Consider the following 15,037-nt stretch of genomic DNA (forward strand, 5'->3'; position numbering starts at 1 on the left):
GGCCGTTGAAGGGACGGAGGTATCCGCATGGCAACGTCTTCTGAAACTGATCGAGGCCGCGCAGTCTAGGCAGCGGCGCCGTCACTTCCTATCGGATTAATTGCAGTTCGCGAACGTCAACGCGCTTTTGCAACTTGTTGCATTCCGTGGCCTGGCGCGCGCATCGAAACTGGACGCGCTGGCTGCCGTGGGCGGCCACTGCGTGCCTTCATTCCACAACCGAGAACTGTCATGTCCCTGACGCTCCGCCTGCTGTCCCTTTCCGTCTTCGCCATCGTCGCGCCGTCGGTGTCTGCCGAAACGCTGGAGATCACCGGCGAACTGATGACCTCCACCTGTTCGGTGGGCTCCACCGGCGGCACCATCACCGTGCCGATGGGCAAGGTCGATCTGGCTTCGGTCAACGCCAGCACCCGTGCCGGCCAGAAGAACTTCACCATTGCCCTGGACTGCTCCGGCTCGGGTGCATCGCAGGATGTGGGCGTGCGCTTCGGCGGCACGCCCGATGGCAGCACCGGTAACCTGGCACTGACGGCGGCGTCTTCTGCAGCCAATGTTGGCGTGGCCCTGTACGACGCTGCGGGCAACCAGCAGAAGATCGGTGAGGACCCGGCCGTGTGGGTGACCATCGCCGCTGGTGGCAGCGGCCAGCTGGACTACAGCGCGTGGTATGCCTCCCCGGGCCAGAACGCGCAGGCGGGCACCGCCAATGCCTCGGGTGACTTCATCGTGCTCTACAAGTAACCCGCTTCCAGCAGGCCAGTGCCACGTGGTGCTGGCCTGCACTTATCAACGAGGTCGACCATGAAACTCCGTGCCAGGACGTGGATACACGCTCTGCTGGCGGTGTCGGCGGCGCTGCCGGCATCGGCTGCGGTGACGCTGCAGGGCACGCGTATCGTGCACGATGCCAGCAAGGGCCGCGACGTAACGGTCAAGGCCACCAACGTGGGCGAGCTGCCAGCGATGACCCAGGTCTGGATCGACGACGGCGACAGCCAGTCGCGTCCGGAGAACGTACGCACGCCGTTCCGGCTGACACCGGCCGAGCCACGCCTCCTGCAGCCCAAGCAGGGCCAGGCGTATCGCCTCACCTATGCACCGCGTCCGTCCGAGGCGCCGCTGCCGGCCAACCGCGAGTCGCTGTTCTACTTCAACTTGCTGGATATTCCGCCCAAGCCCAGTGATGCGGCCGGCAAGAATCTGCTGCAGTTCGCGGTGCGCACCCGGGTGAAGCTGTTTTATCGCCCGACCGGGCTGCCGGGCAACGCACGGGATGCGGCGGCCACGCTGCAATGGTCTGCCGATGGCGATACCCTGCAGGTACGGAACCCCAGCGCGTACCACGTGACCTTGAGTTCGTTGACCCTGGCCGATGGCCGCAACGTGGAGGTGGACATGATCGCGCCGGGTGCACAGGTGCGTTATGCGTTGCCGGAGGGCGCCGCGATGCCGGAAACCGTGGCGTTCAAGTGGCTGGATGATTACGGCACACCCCGCGACGCCGAAGCGCGCGTTGGGGGATAGGCGCAAGCTGCGCTTACGCACCGCGTCGGCAACGACTTGCACTGAGGGTGGCCGACGCGGCACGCTGCCGACTACAGCCTCACTTCGCAGGTTCGCGCCATGGCGTCACCCTCGGGTTCCGTGCTTGCCACCCTGCAACGGTTGCAGCGCCGGCTGCTGTTCGGGGGCGGCGCCACCCTGACCGTGCTGCTGCTGGCCGCAGGTTGCGCGGCATTGTGGCTGCGGCTGGAGACCGTGCACCTCAACGAGCGCGAGGCGCTGCGACGCGGCCAGCAGACGGTGGATCGCTACATCGGCGAGCGCAGGCGGGCCTACGTGGCCAGCTTGAACACCAACGCCACGTTATGGGCCACCCAGCAGGCCGCGCTGGTGGCGGGCGGCACGCCTGTTGCTGCCCGCTTTTCAGCGCAGGATGGCCAGACCGGGGTGGTGGCACCCGGTGCCCTGTCCGTCCCTTGGCTGGCGTTGTCCCCGCGCGGTGGCCACCTTCCGCCCCGGGCGGAGGCCGCGTATCTGGGCATGGTGCAGACCTATTCGGCGTACATGGCCGCAACCGTAGCGGCGCAGGATTCGCCCACCTCACTGATCTCCTTCGCCTTCGAACCGGAAGGGCGCCTGTTTGCGATTGCCGGGCTGCATGATGAAGCACAGCTGCTGCGGCTCATGAAGGTACAGAGCCGTGAGCAGGCATTGGCAAGGCTCACCCAGGTCGCCGATGAAGGCTGGCGGTCGGCGGGGGCGGACTCCGAACTGCAACTGGCCAGCGGCCGGCTGCGCGCCTACTTTGGCCGCAATCCTTTCACCGGCGAGGATGCACTGGTTACCCAGATGCGCCTGCGCAGCAACGGTATCCCCTTCATCAACCGGCTGACCTTTGAACCTCTCCAGGGCCTGCGCGAGCGGTTGGAGGAGGCCAGCCCGGGCACCTGGGAAGTGCTTGACCGGCAGGGAAACGATGTCCTGCGCAGCGTTGCAGAAGGCACCATTCCCGCGCCTGCACCGCAGGCCGCGCCCTCCACCCAGCGCAGGGCGGTGTCGCTGCCTGATGGCCGCGCCTTCGTGGTATCCACACCCTTGCAAGGCATCGACTGGACACTGCTGCGGCTCTACCGCTGGAGCGACATCTGGGCGGCACAGCGGATCTATCTGCTCGGCGGCGGGCTGGCCCTGGCCGGCCTGCTGGCCGCGCTGTGGACGCTGTTGCTGCTGGTGGACCGGCGCGTGCTGCGGCCGGCGCTGGAGGAAGCAGCACGGGTACATGAAAGCGAAGCGTTGAGCCGCACGCTGATCGAAACGTCGCCGGTCGGCCTGTGCCTGCTTGACCAGCAGAGCGGGCAGGTGATCCTGCACAACCAGGCACTGGAGCAGCTGATCGGCGACACCACCGGCAACCTGATGGACGCGCTGGTCGGCCGCCTGGTGCAACGCGTTGACGGCCAGGTGCACGGGCAGCTGTTCGAGGCGCCGTCCGCGGATGAGCGCGGTCCATCGCGCTATCTGCAATCCATCGTGGCCGCCTCGCGCTACCAGCGGCGGGCGATCTGGGTCTGCGCGGTAACCGATGTGACCGCGCAGAAGGAAACCCAGCAGCGCCTGCTGGATGCACGCCGGCATGCCGAACAAGCCCAGCACGATGCCGAGGCTGCGGACCAGGCCAAGACCGCCTTCGTGGCGATGATCAGCCATGAAATACGCACGCCTCTGAGCGGCGTGCTCGGCCACCTTGAACTGCTTGCCCGCCAGACCATGCCGGCGGCGTCGCATACGCATGTCACGCGCGCGCGCAGCGCGGCTGATGTGCTTCAGGGGCTGGTGAACGACACCTTGGATCTTTCCCGTATCGAAGCCGGGCTGATGACGCTGGAACCGGCGCCTTTCGACCCGCGTGTGTTGCTGCAGCAGACCGCGACGCTGTTCGAACCACAGGCCACCGCGAAGGGCCTGCGCCTGGAGCTGCACACCGGCGATGCACTGGGACCGGCCTACGTGGCCGACGCAGGCCGCTTGGCGCAGGTGATCAACAACCTGGTGGGCAATGCGGTGAAGTTCACGGCATCCGGAGAGGTGGCGGTCAGCGTTGATGCCTCGCTGCGGCCCGATGGCACTGAGTGGCTGCACGTGGAGGTGCGCGATACCGGCCCGGGCATCGATGCCGAGGCGCAGGACAAGCTGTTCAAGCCGTTCGTGCAGGTCGGTGCCGGATCGGCACGGCAGCACGGCGGCAGCGGCCTGGGGCTGGCCTTGTGCCAGCGCTTCGCCGAACTGCTCGGCGGCATCCTCGGCGTGCGCAGCACCCCGGGTACCGGCAGCGTTTTCCACCTGGACATTCCGGCACGCCGGACCACCGCCGTGGCAGGCACGCCGCCACGGCCGGCGCCTGTCGAGCGTGCGCATTCCCCGCGTGGCCACGCCTTGCTGGTGGATGACAGCGTGATCAGCCGTGATGTGACACTGGGGCAGCTGCACGCGCTGGGTTGGCAGGTCACCCTCGCGGCCGACGGCGATGAGGCGTTGCAGCGCTGGCGCGAAGGCCGGTTCGATATCGTGCTGACCGATCTGAACATGCCGGGCCTGGACGGATACGGGCTTGCCCGGAAACTGCGTGCTGACAACCCTTCCATTCCGATCGTGGCGCTTACCGCCAATGCGATGCCCGAGGATGCGCGACGCGTCCGCGAGGCCGACATGTCCACGCTGCTGCTGAAGCCGCTCGACCTGCCTTCGCTGGAGGCCGCATTGCATGGATTCGACCTCGATCGCTCGGCACAGCCACCTTTACCTCCGGTGGTGAGCGCGGCGGTTCAGCGGCAGATGCGCGAGGCGTTCCTGCAGACCGCGCATCGCGACTACGCGGCGCTGACCCAGGCGCTGGACAGTGCCGATGCACCGGCCATGATCGATCAGCTGCACAGCTTCGCCGGCGCGCTGGCATTTCTGGGAGAGACCCAGGCGGCGCGCAGCTGCCAACAGGCCGAGCAGGCCCTGCGCAGCATCGGCGCGACAGATGCGACGTCGAAGGCGATCATCATTGAGGCTATCGGAATGATCGCGGCGAGCATCGAGCGTCATGCCGCCGCGCAGCAGGCATGAGCCCGCGCACTCAACCGGCGAAGTGCTGGTAACCGCCGCTGGCGGCTTCACCATCCACCTGCACGCCCTGCCCTTCGGTGATGCGGCCGACGCGGGTCAGCGGCACATCCAGCGACTCAGAAAGGTACAGCAGCGCATCGCGCTGGTCGGCGGCGGCGGTGAAGCACAGTTCGTAGTCATCACCACCGCGCAGCGCGCACTCGCGGGCACCGTCGCGGCCCAGCAGGCCACGCAGCTCCGGCGAGATCGGCAGCACGTCGGCATCGATCTGCGCGGCCACGCCACTGCGCGCTGCGATGTGGCCCAGGTCAGCCACCAGGCCATCGGACAGATCCACGGCAGCATGCGCGAAGGCACGCAGGCGCAGGCCGAGGGTGACGCGCGGGGTGGGACGCAGCAGCCGCAGGCGCAGGGTCTCGTAATCACCCAGCAAGGTGGCCGTGGCCACGTCCAGCGCGCCCTGCTGCCACAGCTTCAGCGCACCGGCGGCATCACCGATCGTGCCACTCACCCAGACATCGTCGCCGACCTGCGCGCGGTCGCGGCGCAGGGCCTGGCCGCGGCCGACCTGGCCCATCGCGGTCACAGTCAGCGACAGCGGACCCCGCGTGGTGTCGCCACCGATCAGCGCGATGTCGTGCTGGTCAGCCAGGGCGAAGAAGCCTTCGGCAAAAGCGTCGATCCACTCTTCGCTGGTGTCCGGCAGCGAGAGCGCCAGCGTGCACCATGCCGGGCGCGCGCCCATCGCGGCGAGGTCGGACAGGTTGACCGCCAGGGTCTTCCAGCCAATGTCGAACGCCGGGGTTTCGGTCGGGAAATGCACGCCGCTGTTGAGCGTATCGGCGGTGACCACCAGCTGTTCGTTCGGGCGCGGCTGCAGCAGTGCAGCGTCATCGCCGATGCCGAGCAGGATGTCGTCGCGCTCGCTGGTGCGGGCGCGGATGCGGTCGATGAGGGCGAATTCGGCCAGGGACATGGGGCGTTCTGCTTTCTTGTAGAGCCGAGCCATGCTCGGCTGCAGTTCGATCACGCGACGCACTGCCGGACGCAACCGTGCGCTGCACGGTGAGCCGAGCATGGCTCGGCTCTACAGAAACCGGGTCAGTGACCCGATTCGACCTTGCGCCATTCGACGGCGGCACGATCCAGCACGCCGTTGACGTAGGTGTGGCCATGCTCGGAACCGAAGCGCTTGGCCGATTCGATGGCTTCGTTGATGACCACGCGGTACGGCACGTCCAGGCGGTAGCGCAGCTCGTAGCCGGCCAGGCGCAGCACGGCGCGTTCGATGGCGTCCACTTCTTCGATGCCACGGTCCAGGTAAGGGCCGAGGGCTTCGTCGATGTCGCGGCGGTTGTCCAGCACGCCGTGCACCAGCGCTTCGAAATACGCCAGATCGGCGATTTCGCGGGCCTGCTCGTGGGCGAACTGGGCGATCAGCGACTGTGCGTTGCCGCCGGAGATCTGCCAGGCGTACAGCGCCTGCACGGCACGACGGCGGGCGCGCGAGCGCAGCACCGGGTCGATGCCATCACGGCGGACAGGTTTACCGGAGGGCTTGCCCTGGGTGTTCTTGTTCATGGCAGTTGCTCCAGCAGGTTGACCATTTCCAATGCAGCGATTGCGACTTCTTCACCCTTGTTGCCGTGGCTGCCACCGGCACGGGCCTCGGCATCCTCGGCCCGTTCCACCGCCAGCACGCCGTTCAGCACCGGCACGCCGAAATCCAGCTGCACGCGCATCAGGCCTTCGGCGCAGCGGTCGGCGACGTGTTCGTAGTGGCGGGTATCGCCACGGATGACGCAGCCCAGGGTGAGGATGGCGGCGTGTTCATGGGCAGCGGCCAGGCGCGCGGCGACCAGCGGCAGTTCCCAGGCACCCGGCACGCGGATCACGTCGATGTTGGCTTCGGCAATGCCGTTGCCGGCCAGGCTCTGGCGGGCGCCAGCAACCAGGGTATCGGTGATGCGGGCGTTCCAGCGGCTGGCCAGGATGGCAAAGCGCGCCGACTCGGGGGTGCGAAGATCGCCTTCGTAGTGGCTCATATGCGGCTTGGGGGTTCGATAAGGGGGTGATTCTACCGTGGATGGGCCCCGGCCGTGACCGGCGGGGGCCTTCAAGGGGCCTTCTGTAGAGCCGAGCCATGCTCGGCTGCTCTCTGCCGCCGGACTGCCCTCCGCGCTGCGCGCGCAAGCCGAGCATGGCTCGGCTCTACAGGGGCCTCATGGCCGGGGCGCGGGCCTCAGCAGCCCACCGTCTCCACCACTTCCAGGCCGTAGCCGGCCAGGCCCACCTGGCGGCGGGGGGTGCCCAGCACGCGCAGCTTGCCCAGGCCGAGGTCGGACAGGATCTGCGAGCCGGCACCGTTGCGACGCCACTGGCCCACGTCCTTGTCCTTGCCCGGCACCACCGGCGCCGGCTGCTGGCGCAGGCGGGCCAGCAGGGCCTCGCCGTCGCGCGGGGCCGACAGCACCACCATCACGCCCGCCCCTTCGGCGGCAATCGCGCGCAGGGCATCGGTGGCGGCCACGCCGAAATCATCGCGGCGCCAGTGCAGCAGGTCGGCCAGCGGGTTTTCCACCTGCACGCGCACCAGGGTCGGGGTGTCGGCCGCCGGGGTGCCACGGACCAAGGCGAAATGCAGATCGTGGGCGATGCGGTCGCGATAGGTGACCAGCTTGAACGGGCCGAATTCGGTGTCGATGTCGCGCTCGTCCACGCGCTCGACGGTCTTTTCGGTGGCCAGGCGGTAGGCGATCAGGTCGGCGATGGAGCCCATCTTCAGGCCGTGCTCGCGGGCGAACACTTCCAGTTCCGGGCGGCGCGCCATGCTGCCGTCGGGGTTGAGGATCTCCACCAGCACGCCGGCCGGTTCCAGCCCGGCCAGCATGGCCAGGTCGACGCCGGCCTCGGTGTGGCCGGCGCGGGTCAGCACGCCGCCCGGCTGGGCGATCAGCGGGAAGATGTGGCCCGGCTGGTGCAGGTCGGCCGGCCTGGCGTTCGGCTTCACCGCGGTGCGGATGGTGTGGGCGCGGTCGTGGGCGGAAATGCCCGTGGTCACGCCTTCGGCCGCCTCGATGCTGACGGTGAAATTGGTCTGGAACTGCGCGGTATTGGCCTGCACCATCGGCGCCAGGCCGAGATCGGCGGCGCGGGTGCGGGTCAGCGGCAGGCACACCAGGCCACGGCCGTGAGTAACCATGAAGTTGATGTCCGACGGCTTTACCAGCTCGGCGGCCATGATCAGGTCGCCTTCGTTCTCGCGGTCTTCGTCATCGACGATGACGACCATGCGGCCCTGGCGGATGTCTTCGAGGATCTCGGGGATCGGGGCGAAATTCATGCGCGGGCTCCTTCACCCAACAACCGCTCGACATACCGGGCGACCAGGTCGATTTCAAGATTGATCGCGCTGCCCACGCCGGTGGCGGAGAAAGCGGTGTTGGCCACGGTGTGCGGGATGAGGGCGACTTCGAAACCTTCGTCGTCCACTTCGTTGACGGTGAGGCTGACGCCGTCCACGCAGATCGAGCCCTTCTTGGCGATGTAGCGGCGCAGTGCGGCCGGCGCGGCGAATCGCCAGCGCTGGGCACGTGCATCTTCGTGGATGGACAGGACCTGGCCGAGGCCATCGACGTGGCCGCTGACCAGATGGCCGCCAAGGCGGTCGGTCGGGCGCATGGCGCGTTCAAGGTTGATGACCGCCCCTTCAGCCAGCTGCCCGAGCGTGGTCAGGCCGAGGGTCTCGGTGGACGCATCGGCCTGCAAGCTGCTGGCGTCGAATGCGATGACGGTGAGGCAGACACCGTTGATGGCGATGCTCTCGCCCATCTGCACGTGGTCGAATGGCAGGTTGCCGACGTTGAAGGTGAAGCGGACATCGCCGCCGATGGCTTCGCGTGCGGCCAGACGGCCGACGCCTTCGATGATTCCAGTAAACAAGAAACGTTCTCCGCGGAAAGTGAGCGAAAAACGCCGCAAGGCAAACAGGCGGGCGCAGGGCCGCAAAGGCCCTGTGGCACCGTCTTCTTTCATCCGGACTATGACCGTCGGCTCCGGCATTGGACCGGATCTGCTGACCCCCGGCCATGGGCCGGGGCGCTCGCGGGCTCGTGCTTGCGCACCTACCGCCGGTGGGGAATCGCACCCCGCCCTGAAGACGTTTGTGTACCGGCGAACCGGCTTGTCCAGTGTACCAGCCCGGACTGAACGGGGTCGGGTCGCTGCCCTGCACGGATCCGACCCCCAGCTGAACCGAGCGCCAGCTGTGACGTAAGTCGCTCGTAATCTGTAAAAGTTTCATTAAACTCAAGCCTCGGACGACATGAGGTCGCCACGGACTGCCAACAGGGTGGCCCGCCAATGGACTGCAATTCACAGGAATTCCCATGCGCAAGATCCTGATCGTGGCCGCTCTGCTGGCCGCCGCACCGTTCTCGGCCTCGGCCGACGCCCTCAGCTACACCTACGTCGAAGGTGGCTGGACCCAGGCCAAGATCACTGACGACGGCCTCAACGATCCCAAGCTGGACGGCGGCTACGTGCGCGGTTCGGTGGCCCTTGCCGAGCAGGTGCACGTGTTCGGTGGCTGGAACTACGGCAGCAAGACTTATCACTACTCCGACGGTTCGGTGAAGCTGGAACTGAACCAGCCGGAGCTGGGCATCGGCTACCACATGCCCTTCAGCGACCGCGTCGACTACACCGCCGACATCGCCTGGGTGCGTCAGCAGGCCAAGGTCACCGACCGCCTGGACGGTTTCGCTGATGAAACCTTCAAGGACCACACCAACCTGGTGCGCGCCACCATGGGCCTGCGTGGCAAGCCCTCGCGCATGACCGAAGCCTGGATCAAGGCCGGTTACATGGATGGCGGCAACAATTTCGAAGGCACCTGGGTCGGCACCCTCGGTGGCCAGGTTAACTTCACCAAGACTTGGGGTCTGGTGGGCGAGGTCTCCGGCTACCGCGACGTCACCCAGTTCTCGGCCGGCGTCCGCGCCAGCTTCTGATTGCTCGATCCTCGTCGTGTAATCGAACGGGCTCCGCAAGGGGCCCGTTTTTTCATGGGCGCGCGCACGGCCTGCCATCGAACCTGCGTGCAGATGCGCTAGGTTTTCGCGCCTGTGCACTACCCCACTGGAAACGGAACACCGTCATGAAGACTCCCCTTCGCACCCTGCTCGCCAGCGCCCTGCTGGGTGCCCCCCTGCTGTGCGCCCCTATGTTCGCCACCGCCGCGACGGCACTGACGCCGGAACAGACGCTGGACCTGTACGCGCGCGTGCTGATTGAAGACGATGCGGCTGCCGCACGCACGCTCAACGACGCCATGCGCAGCGCGCACGATGGCAAGGACGCGGTGACGCCCACGCCGGGCGCACTGGCCAAGGCGCTGGCCGAACCGTGGATGGCGCTGCAGGCCAGCGTCGGCGGGACGCCCGATGCGGCCGCGACCGAAGCGCTGTACGCCAAGGTGCTGAAGGCATCGACCTGCCGCGCCACCGGCAGCAGCATCGAAGACAACGAGTACGTGGATGACCAGAAGATCGCCACGGTCGATTTCACCTGCAAGGTGGTGGACCTGGCCAGCGTGCGCCCGCTGTTCACCGACAGCATGACCAGTGAAGACCCGGCCAGCCGCACGCGCTTCATCGAGGCCTACACGCAGGCGCTGAAGAGCGGCACGCAGCGCACGGTGAAGGGCAGCCAGAAGCTGTACTCCGGCGCCGAGCAGGCGTACTGGTTCAGTGGCAGCTTCGATGAGCTGGTCACCGCGGTGCTGGAATCCATCGCGCCGTTCCAGCTGTGGATGGAAGATGCCGAAGCGGCCAGCGCACCGAAGGTGACCGGCGTGCCGGGCTGCGACCTGCTGCTGCAGCAGCACCGCAGCTGCGTGGCGAAGATCGCACCGGAGCAGATCAGCGGCGTGGACGCGATGGCCGACGAGCTGAAGGCCAAGGCGCAGGTGAAGTCGGCCGACGAGATGACGCAGGAATGCAAGGCCCTGCGCCCGATCGCGCAGATGATGTGGACCGACGAGTGCGCGTGAGGCGGTGACGGCAAGCTGCATCCACGTCAGCGTGGATGCAGGCCAAGGCGCCAACCAAGGTTGGCGTCTACCAGAGCACGGTAGATCCACGCCACGCGTGGATGACTTTCACCGCATCACGCGCGCAGCAGCAACCGCAGGTCGTCGCCCACCTGGCGCTGGTCGACCACGCGCAGGCGGCGCTGCTGGTCCATCGCTTCAATACCGAGGCCAGCCAGCAGCGGGCGGCCGGTATCCCCCAGCAGCGTCGGCGCCTGGTACAGCAGCAGCTCATCCACCCAGCCGCCACGCAGCAGCGCGCCGGCCAGGGTGGCACCGGCTTCGGTATGCACTTCGTTGATGCCGCGCTCGGCCAGCAGTGCCAGCACCGCGCCCAGATCCAGGCGACCATCGATACTCGGCACGCTGGCGAATTCGGCATCGGCCGCATCCGGTGCGCTCACCGCGGCATCGTGCACATACAACGTCGGCGCTCCTCCCTCGCGCACGCGGCTGCATTCCAGCGAGCGCAGGCGGGAATCAAGCACCACACGCAGCGGCGGCATCACCTCGGTGTCGGCCAGGCGTACGGTCAGCATCGGATCGTCGGCCAGTACCGTATCGGCACCGGTGAGGATCGCGCCGGCACGCGCACGCCAGTGCTGCACGTCTTCGCGCGCCGCCGCGCCGGTGATCCACTTCGAGCTGCCATCGGCCATCGCCGTGCGACCGTCCAGGCTGACGGCCAGCTTCACCCGCAGCCACGGGCGGTTGCGCTCCACGCGCGACAAGAAACCCTTGTTGAGTTCGCGCGCCTGCGCCGCCATCAGGCCTTCGCACACCTCGATGCCCGCGTCGCGCAGCAGGTCGAAACCACCGCCGTCGACCTTCGGGAACGGATCGCGCAGCGCCGCAACGACGCGCGACACACCGGCTTCGATCAGCGCCAGCGCGCACGGTGGCGTGCGGCCGAAATGCGCGCAGGGTTCAAGGGTCACGTAAGCGGTGGCACCCCGCGCTTCGCTGCCGGCCTCGCGCAGGGCGAAGACTTCGGCATGCGGGCCGCCGGCACGCTGGTGCCAGCCCTGCCCGACCACGCGTTCGCCATGGGCGATCACGCAGCCGACCATGGGATTGGGGCGGGTGGTGTAGGCAGCACGTTCGGCCAGACGCAGCGCGTTGGCCATGTGCAGGTGGTCGAGGACGGTGAACGGCGTGGTCATGCGGCCATGGTAACGCCGCTGGTGGGGATCCATGCCATCGTGCCAACCAACGGTTGGCACCCACCCATGGATGGGCCATCGGCGCCAACCAAGGTTGGCGTCTACCCGGGGGTCAGCCCTTCTTTTTCTTGGTCAGGGCGATGACATCGCCCAGCAGCTGCAGCTGTTCGGTGCTGGACGGCAGGTCGCGTTCCAGCTTCTCGATCTCCTCGCGGAAATCGGCCACGTCCTCGAAGCTGCGGTAGACCGAAGCGAAGCGCACGTAGCCGACGTGGTCGAGCTTGCGCAGTTCGTTCATCACGAACTCGCCGACCTTGATCGAGGGCACTTCGCGTTCACCGCTGATGCGCAGCTGATGGACGACCGCGCGGACGGCGGCTTCGATCTTCTCTTCGGGCACGGCGCGCTTCTGCAGCGCGCGGTCGAAGCCGGCGCGCACCTTGCGCTGGTCGAAGGCTTCGCGGGTGCCATCACTCTTGACGATGGCCGGCAGCTTCAGCTCGACCGTTTCCAGGGTGCTGAAACGTTCGTTGCAGGCCTCGCACTCACGCCGACGGCGGATCGTCGCGCCGTCTTCGGAGACGCGCGAATCGATGACCCGTGTATCGGCATGCTGGCAGAAGGGGCAATACATGGAACGCCTGGCTCAGGGGGAATACCAATCTGTCATCGTCATGACAGCGTCGCAAAGGTACCTGAGAAGGGCTATTGCAGCAAATACGGGCGGCGCTCAGCCTTGTGCGGCAAGGGGTTGCCGCCAGCGCAGCCACGCCAGATGCGCAGCCGGCAGCAGCAGCGGCGGGCCGTACAGCAACAGCGCAAAGCCCTGCGCGCGTCCGGTCAGCCCGACCACCACGCCCAGCACAACGGCGGGAATGGCCGCGAAGGCGCCGAGCAGCAGCAGGGCCCACCAGACCCGGCCCATGACCTGCATGCCCAATCGGCCCTGCAGCAGGAAATCGGCGCCGATGCGCACCCAGACGACGATGCCCAGTGCCCCGGCAACGCCCCAGCAGACCAGCAGCAACCGGCTCAGCAGGCGGGTTTCCTGCATCAGGCCGGAGTACACGCCGACAAGGGCCACGGTGCCGCCCAGCAGCAGGCCGGGCAGGCCAAACAACAGGACCAGTGCGAGGTGCAGGCGTTTGTGCAGGCGCTCATCCATGTGCGTCGCTTCCTGGGTGCTGGGGTCAGAGCCCTTCCCTGCGGGAAGGGATCCGACCCCACTCCCCGATCAACCGTAGACCGGGTACTTGCGGCACTGCGCGCTGACGGCGTCGCGCACGCGGGCGATGACGGCGTCATCGGCCGGGGCGTCGAGCACGTCGGCGATCCAGTTGGCCAGGTCCATGCAGTCCTGTTCGACGTAACCACGGGTGGTCACGGCCGGGGTGCCCAAGCGCAGGCCCGAGGTCACAAACGGCGAACGCGGGTCGTTCGGCACCGAGTTCTTGTTGACGGTGATGTGGGCCTTGCCCAGCGCGGCTTCCGCGTCCTTGCCGGACACGTCCTTGCCGATCATGTCGACCAGCATCAGGTGGTTCTGGGTGCCGCCGGAGACGATCTTGTAGCCACGCGCGATGAGCGTGTTGGCCATCGCCTGGGCGTTCTTCACCACCTGCTGCTGGTAGGCGGTGAAGCCCGGCTCCAGCGCTTCCTTGAAGGCCACGGCCTTGGCGGCGATGACGTGCATCAGCGGGCCGCCCTGGATGCCCGGGAACACCACCGACTGCAGCTTCTTGACCAGGTCTTCGTCGGCGCCCTTGGCGACGATGATGCCGCCGCGCGGGCCGCGCAGGGTCTTGTGGGTGGTCGAGGTGACCACGTGGGCATGTTCCAGCGGGCTCGGGTAGACACCAGCGGCGACCAGGCCGGCCACGTGGGCCATGTCGACGAACAGGTAGGCACCGACCTTGTCGGCGATGGCGCGGAAGCGCGCCCAGTCGATCACCTGCGAATAGGCCGAGAAACCAGCCACGACCATCTTCGGCTTGTGCTCCAGGGCCAGGCGCTCGACTTCGTCGTAATCGATCAGGCCCTGGTCGTTGACGCCGTACTGCACGGCGTTGAACAGCTTGCCCGAGGCGTTGACCTTGGCACCGTGGGTGAGGTGGCCGCCGTGGGCCAGGCTCATGCCGAGGATGGTGTCACCCGGCTGCAGCAGGGCGAAGTACACGGCCTGGTTGGCCTGCGAACCGCTGTGCGGCTGCACGTTGGCGTAGTCCGCGCCAAACAGCTGCTTCAGGCGGTCGATCGCCAGCTGCTCGGCGATGTCGACGTATTCGCAGCCACCGTAGTAGCGCTTGCCCGGGTAGCCTTCGGCGTACTTGTTGGTCAGCTGGCTGCCCTGGGCCTCCATCACGGCCGGGCTGGTGTAGTTCTCGCTGGCGATCAGCTCGACGTGGTCTTCCTGACGCTGGGTTTCGGCGGCGATGGCCTTGGCCAGTTCGGGATCGTAGGTTTCGATGCGGACGTCACGCGGGAACATCGGTTACTCCGGCAGGCAGGGAAAAGGGGGGTACGGCACAGCCCCTGATTGTAGCCCCGTGGCGGCCTGCCGGGGCCGAAAGGGACGGGGCCGGATCCCCGTGGAGGAGATCCGGCCCCGTATGGTTTTGCCGGTGGGCCTGGGCTTGGATCCCTTCCCTGCGGGAAGGGATCCGACCCCGTTGCCGGCTCAGCGGCTGAGCACGTACTGGGCGATGACGCCGGTGGCGATGGCCACCAGCAGCATGTTGCCGCGATCATCCCGGATCCACTGGTGGCCGTAGGGCGGGCGGCGCAGATGGTAGCGCGGGTAGTCGTTCACCACGTAGACCGGGCCGCGGTAGTAATCGCGGTAGCGGTGGCCGACCTGCCAGCCGTAGCCCGGGCCCGGGCGATAGCCGGGGCGGTAGACCACGCGCGGCGGCGGCGGTGCCGGATGGTAGTAGCGGCGGTCATGGTCGCGGCGCCAGTCACGGCGCGCATCGCGGCGGTCGCGTTCATAGTCGCGGCGCGCCTCGCGGACGTCGTGGCGGTACTCGCGACGATCATCGCGGCGGTCTTCGCGCCACTCGCGGCGGTCACGGTGGTCGTTGTCGGCAAAGGCCGGGGTGACTGCGCCCAGCGCCAGCACAGAGGCCATGGCCCCGGCCACGATAAGGGTGATGCGCATGACAGACCT

General features: G+C 67.4%; 15 protein-coding genes and 1 riboswitch. Of the genes, 5 read left to right on the plus strand and 10 right to left on the minus strand.

The genetic code is table 11. From position 1 onward, the window contains the following. Positions 1–231: 231 nt before the first annotated feature. From NQ204_RS07955 to NQ204_RS07965, 3 genes are all read left to right on the plus strand, one after another. Positions 232–744: a fimbrial protein gene (locus NQ204_RS07955; protein WP_256643533.1), complete on the plus strand. Its 513-nt coding sequence runs from the start codon at positions 232–234 to the stop codon at positions 742–744. A gap of 60 nt (positions 745–804) precedes the next feature. Next, positions 805–1,527, plus strand: a complete 723-nt coding sequence (locus NQ204_RS07960) for a fimbrial biogenesis chaperone (RefSeq protein ID WP_116862602.1) — start codon at positions 805–807, stop codon at positions 1,525–1,527. Positions 1,528–1,626: 99 nt separating this feature from the next. Next, complete coding sequence (locus NQ204_RS07965) at positions 1,627–4,617, plus strand: ATP-binding protein (protein WP_256643534.1); 2,991 nt, start codon at positions 1,627–1,629, stop codon at positions 4,615–4,617. 10 nt (positions 4,618–4,627) lie between these two features. On the opposite strand, the gene thiL is transcribed toward NQ204_RS07965, so the two are convergent. From thiL to NQ204_RS07990, 5 genes are all read right to left on the minus strand, one after another. Beyond that, positions 4,628–5,593 carry a thiamine-phosphate kinase gene (gene thiL, locus NQ204_RS07970; protein ID WP_116862604.1) on the minus strand — a complete coding sequence of 322 codons (966 nt, stop codon included), beginning with the start codon at positions 5,591–5,593 and terminating at the stop codon, positions 4,628–4,630. Positions 5,594–5,718: 125 nt separating this feature from the next. Further along, positions 5,719–6,198 carry a transcription antitermination factor NusB gene (gene nusB, locus NQ204_RS07975; RefSeq protein ID WP_116862605.1) on the minus strand — a complete coding sequence of 160 codons (480 nt, stop codon included), beginning with the start codon at positions 6,196–6,198 and terminating at the stop codon, positions 5,719–5,721. Then, positions 6,195–6,662, minus strand: a complete 468-nt coding sequence (gene ribH, locus NQ204_RS07980; protein WP_079220615.1) for a 6,7-dimethyl-8-ribityllumazine synthase — start codon at positions 6,660–6,662, stop codon at positions 6,195–6,197. The genes nusB and ribH overlap by 4 nt, the downstream gene beginning before the upstream one ends. A 197-nt stretch (positions 6,663–6,859) precedes the next feature. Continuing rightward, positions 6,860–7,960 (minus strand): 3,4-dihydroxy-2-butanone-4-phosphate synthase, encoded by a 1,101-nt coding sequence (ribB, locus tag NQ204_RS07985; protein WP_256643535.1) that lies wholly within the window; start codon positions 7,958–7,960, stop codon positions 6,860–6,862. Further along, positions 7,957–8,559, minus strand: a complete 603-nt coding sequence (locus NQ204_RS07990) for a riboflavin synthase (RefSeq protein ID WP_256643536.1) — start codon at positions 8,557–8,559, stop codon at positions 7,957–7,959. The genes ribB and NQ204_RS07990 overlap by 4 nt, the downstream gene beginning before the upstream one ends. A 77-nt stretch (positions 8,560–8,636) precedes the next feature. Beyond that, positions 8,637–8,782, minus strand: a riboswitch (FMN riboswitch). Between the two features lie 223 nt (positions 8,783–9,005). Here NQ204_RS07990 and NQ204_RS07995 point away from each other — a divergent pair. Then, on the plus strand, positions 9,006–9,629 hold the full coding sequence (locus NQ204_RS07995; RefSeq protein ID WP_116862608.1) for an outer membrane beta-barrel protein: 624 nt from the start codon (positions 9,006–9,008) through the stop codon (positions 9,627–9,629). Positions 9,630–9,775: 146 nt separating this feature from the next. Continuing rightward, positions 9,776–10,669, plus strand: coding sequence for a hypothetical protein (locus NQ204_RS08000; protein ID WP_256643537.1), 894 nt, complete (start codon positions 9,776–9,778; stop codon positions 10,667–10,669). Positions 10,670–10,785: 116 nt separating this feature from the next. Here NQ204_RS08000 and ribD read toward each other — a convergent pair whose 3' ends face one another. From ribD to NQ204_RS08025, 5 genes are all read right to left on the minus strand, one after another. Beyond that, entirely contained in the window at positions 10,786–11,904 is a 1,119-nt protein-coding gene (ribD, locus tag NQ204_RS08005; protein ID WP_488192349.1) for a bifunctional diaminohydroxyphosphoribosylaminopyrimidine deaminase/5-amino-6-(5-phosphoribosylamino)uracil reductase RibD, read from the minus strand. A gap of 79 nt (positions 11,905–11,983) precedes the next feature. Then, positions 11,984–12,505: a transcriptional regulator NrdR gene (gene nrdR, locus NQ204_RS08010; protein WP_108767702.1), complete on the minus strand. Its 522-nt coding sequence runs from the start codon at positions 12,503–12,505 to the stop codon at positions 11,984–11,986. Positions 12,506–12,601: 96 nt separating this feature from the next. After that, positions 12,602–13,036, minus strand: coding sequence for a hypothetical protein (locus NQ204_RS08015; protein ID WP_256643538.1), 435 nt, complete (start codon positions 13,034–13,036; stop codon positions 12,602–12,604). A gap of 69 nt (positions 13,037–13,105) precedes the next feature. After that, entirely contained in the window at positions 13,106–14,359 is a 1,254-nt protein-coding gene (gene glyA, locus NQ204_RS08020) for a serine hydroxymethyltransferase (protein WP_256643539.1), read from the minus strand. Between the two features lie 189 nt (positions 14,360–14,548). Further along, complete coding sequence (locus tag NQ204_RS08025) at positions 14,549–15,028, minus strand: RcnB family protein (protein WP_108767700.1); 480 nt, start codon at positions 15,026–15,028, stop codon at positions 14,549–14,551. Positions 15,029–15,037 lie beyond the last annotated feature (9 nt).

The sequence above is a fragment of the Stenotrophomonas testudinis genome, from assembly GCF_024499815.1.
Taxonomy (GTDB): domain Bacteria; phylum Pseudomonadota; class Gammaproteobacteria; order Xanthomonadales; family Xanthomonadaceae; genus Stenotrophomonas.

What these genes read in the sequence shown, in the direction of transcription:
- NQ204_RS07955 (WP_256643533.1), top strand. Translation starts at nt 232, where the DNA reads ATGTCCCTGACGCTCCGCCTGCTGTCCCTTTCCGTCTTCGCCATCGTC.
- NQ204_RS07960 (WP_116862602.1), top strand. Translation starts at nt 805, where the DNA reads ATGAAACTCCGTGCCAGGACGTGGATACACGCTCTGCTGGCGGTGTCG.
- NQ204_RS07965 (WP_256643534.1), top strand. Translation starts at nt 1,627, where the DNA reads ATGGCGTCACCCTCGGGTTCCGTGCTTGCCACCCTGCAACGGTTGCAG.
- thiL (WP_116862604.1), bottom strand. Translation starts at nt 5,593, where the DNA reads ATGTCCCTGGCCGAATTCGCCCTCATCGACCGCATCCGCGCCCGCACC.
- nusB (WP_116862605.1), bottom strand. Translation starts at nt 6,198, where the DNA reads ATGAACAAGAACACCCAGGGCAAGCCCTCCGGTAAACCTGTCCGCCGT.
- ribH (WP_079220615.1), bottom strand. Translation starts at nt 6,662, where the DNA reads ATGAGCCACTACGAAGGCGATCTTCGCACCCCCGAGTCGGCGCGCTTT.
- ribB (WP_256643535.1), bottom strand. Translation starts at nt 7,960, where the DNA reads ATGAATTTCGCCCCGATCCCCGAGATCCTCGAAGACATCCGCCAGGGC.
- NQ204_RS07995 (WP_116862608.1), top strand. Translation starts at nt 9,006, where the DNA reads ATGCGCAAGATCCTGATCGTGGCCGCTCTGCTGGCCGCCGCACCGTTC.
- NQ204_RS08000 (WP_256643537.1), top strand. Translation starts at nt 9,776, where the DNA reads ATGAAGACTCCCCTTCGCACCCTGCTCGCCAGCGCCCTGCTGGGTGCC.
- ribD (WP_488192349.1), bottom strand. Translation starts at nt 11,904, where the DNA reads ATGGATCCCCACCAGCGGCGTTACCATGGCCGCATGACCACGCCGTTC.
- nrdR (WP_108767702.1), bottom strand. Translation starts at nt 12,505, where the DNA reads ATGTATTGCCCCTTCTGCCAGCATGCCGATACACGGGTCATCGATTCG.
- NQ204_RS08015 (WP_256643538.1), bottom strand. Translation starts at nt 13,036, where the DNA reads ATGGATGAGCGCCTGCACAAACGCCTGCACCTCGCACTGGTCCTGTTG.
- glyA (WP_256643539.1), bottom strand. Translation starts at nt 14,359, where the DNA reads ATGTTCCCGCGTGACGTCCGCATCGAAACCTACGATCCCGAACTGGCC.
- NQ204_RS08025 (WP_108767700.1), bottom strand. Translation starts at nt 15,028, where the DNA reads ATGCGCATCACCCTTATCGTGGCCGGGGCCATGGCCTCTGTGCTGGCG.